This window comes from Clostridium sp., assembly GCF_032552055.1.
Classification (GTDB): domain Bacteria; phylum Bacillota; class Clostridia; order Clostridiales; family Clostridiaceae; genus Clostridium.
This window is the reverse complement of record NZ_JAWGSV010000234.1, coordinates 1-4958: the sequence shown is the minus strand read 5'-3', so window position 1 is coordinate 4958 and position 4958 is coordinate 1. Positions and strand designations below refer to the sequence as shown.

Here is a 4958-nt window from a genome sequence, read left to right as displayed (position 1 = left end):
ACAGTAAAGAGAGGTAAATTATGAAAATTAATTGGAATAATAAATATACAACCATAGCTGTATATTCATTTATAGTTTCAATTTCCATTATATTATTTTATTTAGCAATATCTCAAGTCTCAATATTTACAGATAAGTTAGATTCAATATTAATTATATTTCAACCCTTTATAATAGGTTTTACAGTAGCATATATAATTAATTTCCTACTAGATTTTTATGAGAATAAAGTTTTTGAAAATAAGTACATAAAGAAGATTAAATTAAAATCTAAAAGAGGAATATCAATATTTTTAGCATATATTTCTGCATTTTTTATAATTAGTATGGTAATTAAATTTTTACTACCACAGGTTACAGAATCTATTTTAGGCTTAATGAATGATATACCGATGTATATTTCTAATACTACTAACTTTGTTAATGATTTGATTAAGAATCTAAATATTGAAGAGCAGTATTCTAAAGTTTTAATGGATAATTATAATAGTTTTGTTAACTATGTAATATCTTTTGTAACAGATTTAATCCCTGCAATAGGAGCTTTTTTAGCTAGAACTGCATCAAGTATTTGGAACTTAGTATTAGGAATAATAGTATCAGTTTATTTATTAATAGACAAAGAAAAGCTATGTGGATTATGTAAGAAGACAACATATGCTTTGCTTTCAGAAAGCAAAGCTGAATCAATAATAGCATTAGTTCATAAAAGTAATTATACATTTGGTAGATTTTTAATAGGAAAAATAATTGATTCTTTAATAATTGCAGTATTAACATTTATCATTTTAACTATATTTAGAATGCCTTATACAGTTTTAATTTCAGTAATAGTTGGAATTACAAATGTAATACCATTCTTTGGACCTTTTATTGGAGCTATTCCATCATTTATTATTATTTTATTTGTATCTCCAATACAGGCTTTATGGTTCTTACTAATAATTCTATTTATACAGCAATTAGATGGTAATGTAATTGGACCTAAGATATTAGGGGATACAATAGGAATATCTGCATTTTGGGTATTATTTTCTATTTTAGTTGCAGGAAAATTATTAGGAATAGTGGGTATGATAATTGGAGTTCCGTTATTTGCAGTGTTCTACTCTATAGTTAAGACATTTATAGAAAATAAATTAAAGAAAAAGGGATTAAAAACAGAAACTAAAGATTATATAAAATAAGTAATTTTGGCTGCCTGAAAGCAGCCAATGATAGAATACATATTATTTATGAACACTTTAAATTAGAGTAGTTATTAGATAATGTGTATTCTTATTTTTTTACCAGCTACCTGAGGATCCTCCACCGCCAGAAGAACCACCTCCAAATCCACCGAAGCCTCCACCACCTGAAGATCCACCACCAAAGCCTCCATGACCACCTCGGCCACCTCTTCTATTACCGCCAGTAAAGAAAAGAATTTTTAAGATTAGCAATGTAATGGATCCTCCATTAAAAATGAAATCCAGTAAAATCAGTACTAGAATTATCCCCATACCACTAAAAACAGGTATATTATTATAGTCGTATTCATTATTTTCTATGGATATATTTAAAGATTTATCTAGGGTTACTCCATACTCTTCAGCAATTAAATCACTAAAGGCGCTATAACTATTAACTATTCCAGTTCCATATTCTTCAGTCCTAAATTTCTCTTTAGCTAAAGATTCCATTACCCTATTACTTAAGGCATCTGGAATTGCACCTTCTAGGCCTCTTCCTACCTCAACTCTCCAATTTCTATCTTCAAGAGCAATTAAGATTAATAAACCATTGTCTTTATTTTTTTCTCCAATTCCCCAGGTTCTAAAGAGGTTTAAAGCATAGCTTTCAATGGGTCTTCCATCCGTACTATTTATTATTACAGTGACAGCTTGAGCACCAGTTTTATCTTCTAATTCTTTACCAATAGAAATGATTTTTTCTTTTTCATCCTCCGTTAATATACCTGTATAATCATTTATATATTTATAATTAGTTGGAGTAGGATAGTTAATTTCAGCTGAAGCAATTTGAGTAAAAAATAATAATACAAGAGAAGATAATAAAAGAACTTTTATCTTAGATAATATCTTCATAATTATCTAGTGAAATCTACAGATGGCACTTCACTAGCATTATCACTTGCTTTGTAAAGTGCTTTTTCTTCAAATCCAAAGATAGAAGCTACTATATTAGTAGGGAATCTTCTCAATTTAGTATTATAATTAGTTGTTGCAGTATTATAGTCTTGTCTTGCTACAGCGATTCTATTTTCAGTGCCTTCTAATTGAATACTTAAGTCTTTAAAATTTTCATTTGATTTTAAATCAGGATATCTTTCAACTACTACTAGTAATCTAGATAAGGCACTTGATAGTTCACTATCTGCAGCAGCTTGATCTGAAATATTAGTAGCACCTGATAATTTACTTCTTGCATTAGCAATATCTGTAAAGATATCTTTTTCTTGAGTAGCATATCCCTTAACCGTATTAACTAAATTAGGTATTAAGTCAGATCTTCTTTGAAGTTGAGTATCTATATCAGAAGCTGCCTTGCTAACTTGTTGCTCAAGACCGACTAAGCCATTGTAACTAGAGATTATTGGAAAAGCTATTATAACTATAATAACAACTACAGTTATTAATATCTTAACTCCATTTTTCATAAAAAACACACTCCTTTCCATATATATTAGTATATGTATAAGAGGAGTGTGTTATTAAAAATTATCCTATTAGTAATGTAGCTATTAATAATAATGTAAAAGTCCAATGAAGATTATTAGTATATGGAATACCTAGCTTTTCGAATTTGCATACTGCTCTATGAGCTTTTAAGGCTATAGGTAGAGTGAGAAATACTAATAAAGTTGTAATTGGATAAAATCCTAATACTACATATATAGTAGTTAGAATATAAGCACCAAAAACTAAAAATCTATAAATATAAGTGCTAAGCTTACTACCTATTCTAACACTTAAAGTTCCAAGACTTAAATTAGCATCTCTTTGGAAATCTCTCATCTCATTACTTATCATTAAAGCGGGGATTATAAAAGAAGCTGGTAATGATAATAGAATTGGATACAAGCTTAACTCCTTAGTAAAGGGATAAGAAGCACCAAGCACCATTAAGGGCCCCATTGTAATAAAAGATATTGGAACTCCTAAGCCTTTTCTTTTAAATACAAATGGTTCTCCAGTGTATGAATAAGCTCCGAATATTCCGATTAAACCTATTATAAGCATTTTATAATCCGTTATGTAAATTAAATATAATCCAATTAATGACGCTAGTCCAAAGCATGCCATTGCCCAAAGAAAAACATAAATATCAAAGTAAGTTCTATCCACACCTAGGAATTTTACCTTTCTTCCGCTAGGTCTATAATATCTAAAACTACCTTCAAAATAATCATTAACTAAATTAGCACCAGATTGAGCTAATAGACCGGCTATTGTTACTAGAATAACTAATAATAAATCCCTAGAATTTGAAAAATTGATATTTCCCATTTTATAAGCAGCAACTATACCTAAAGTTGTAGATCCTATTGCAAGAGTCAAGGAAAAAGGACGAAATGCTTTCCAAGAATCTTTAATAAATTTTATTATATAATCTTTATTCAAAAAAATCACCTCATATCATTTTGCAAGTTAAAATTTTATCACAAATATAAACTTCTTTCAAATAAAAACTTAATAATTATTAATTGAATCATAAATGATAGTTAAGAATTTCGATAGATTTGTGAAGTTTTTTGCATGGAAATAGATAACATATATTCTTATAATAGTAAATGTAAACGAAAACAATATTAATGGTTTATGAGAGATGGAGGGTTAATATGAAAAAGGTTAAAAGATTACTTACAATGGCAATGGCTACTATTATGGTAACAGCTTCATTAGTAGGCTGTGGGAATTCCTCAGCAGGAGATAAAGTGAAGGTTGGGGTATTATTATACAAATTTGATGATACTTATATTTCAACAGTTCGTCAAAGTTTAGAAAAGATTCAAAGTGAAAATCCAGATAAGGTTGAATTTACTTTCTATGATGGAAAAGGTGACCAAGCTACACAAAACGATAGTATAGATACATTAATACAAAAAGATGTAGATTTATTATTAGTTAACTTAGTTGATACAGGAGCTGCGCCAACTGTAATAGATAAGATTAAAGCAGCTGAAAAGCCAGTAGTTTTATTTAATAGAGAACCAGCTACAGATTCAATAAAGGCATATGATAAAGCTATATTTGTTGGAACTAATGCTAAGGAAGCTGGAGTTATGCAAGGTAAGATACTTACAGATTTCTGGAATAAGGACTCAAAGGCTATAGATAAAAATGGAGATGGAGTACTGCAATATGTTATGTTAAAGGGTGAACCTGATAATCCTGAAGCAGTTGCAAGAACTGAATATTCAGTTTCAACTTTAAATGATAATGGAATTAAAACTGAAGAATTAGCACTTCAAGTTTGCAATTGGCAAAATGATCTAGCTCAAAATGCTACAGAAGCATGGTTATCAAGATTTGGTGATAAGATTGAAGCTGTTATAGCTAATAATGATGGTATGGCTCAAGGTGCAATAGCTGCATTGCAAGCTCAAGGATATAATAATGGCGATGATGCAAAGACTATTCCAGTAGTAGGTGTTGATGCTACAGCAGCAGCTCAAGATTTAATTGGAAAGGGATTTATGTTAGGATCAGTTCTTCAAGATGCTGAAGGTATGGCTAAAGCATTATATGAAACTGGTATGAATTTAGCAACAGGTAAAGATGCTATAGATGCAACTTCTTATAAATTCGATGATACTGGAGTTGCAGTACGTATTCCATATCAAGAATATACTAAATAAGAAAAAATGAAATATTATATTTTTTGCCTTAAGCAAGCTTGAATTTCTTAAATATAATATTTAATAATTAAAACTTATTTATAGAAACTATATTAAT

General features: G+C 29.2%; 5 protein-coding genes. 2 read left to right on the top strand and 3 right to left on the bottom strand.

Annotated features, from left to right (window positions below; all coding sequences use genetic code 11):
• Positions 1 to 20: 20 nt before the first annotated feature.
• A complete protein-coding gene (locus E6248_RS13110; RefSeq protein WP_316341240.1) occupies positions 21 to 1187 on the top strand; it encodes an AI-2E family transporter in 1167 nt (388 codons plus the stop codon).
• A gap of 99 nt (positions 1188 to 1286) precedes the next feature.
• Here the strand turns inward: E6248_RS13110 and E6248_RS13105 are convergent, their stop codons facing one another.
• From E6248_RS13105 to E6248_RS13095, 3 genes are all read right to left on the bottom strand, one after another.
• Positions 1287 to 2087 (bottom strand): TPM domain-containing protein, encoded by an 801-nt coding sequence (locus E6248_RS13105; protein ID WP_316341239.1) that lies wholly within the window; start codon positions 2085 to 2087, stop codon positions 1287 to 1289.
• A 2-nt stretch (positions 2088 to 2089) separates the two neighbouring features.
• On the bottom strand, positions 2090 to 2659 hold the full coding sequence (locus E6248_RS13100; protein WP_316341238.1) for a LemA family protein: 570 nt from the start codon (positions 2657 to 2659) through the stop codon (positions 2090 to 2092).
• 61 nt (positions 2660 to 2720) lie between these two features.
• Positions 2721 to 3632: a prenyltransferase gene (locus E6248_RS13095; RefSeq protein WP_316341237.1), complete on the bottom strand. Its 912-nt coding sequence runs from the start codon at positions 3630 to 3632 to the stop codon at positions 2721 to 2723.
• Positions 3633 to 3841: 209 nt separating this feature from the next.
• Between E6248_RS13095 and E6248_RS13090 the strand changes: the two genes are divergently transcribed.
• A complete protein-coding gene (locus E6248_RS13090; protein WP_316341236.1) occupies positions 3842 to 4861 on the top strand; it encodes a galactose ABC transporter substrate-binding protein in 1020 nt (339 codons plus the stop codon).
• Positions 4862 to 4958 lie beyond the last annotated feature (97 nt).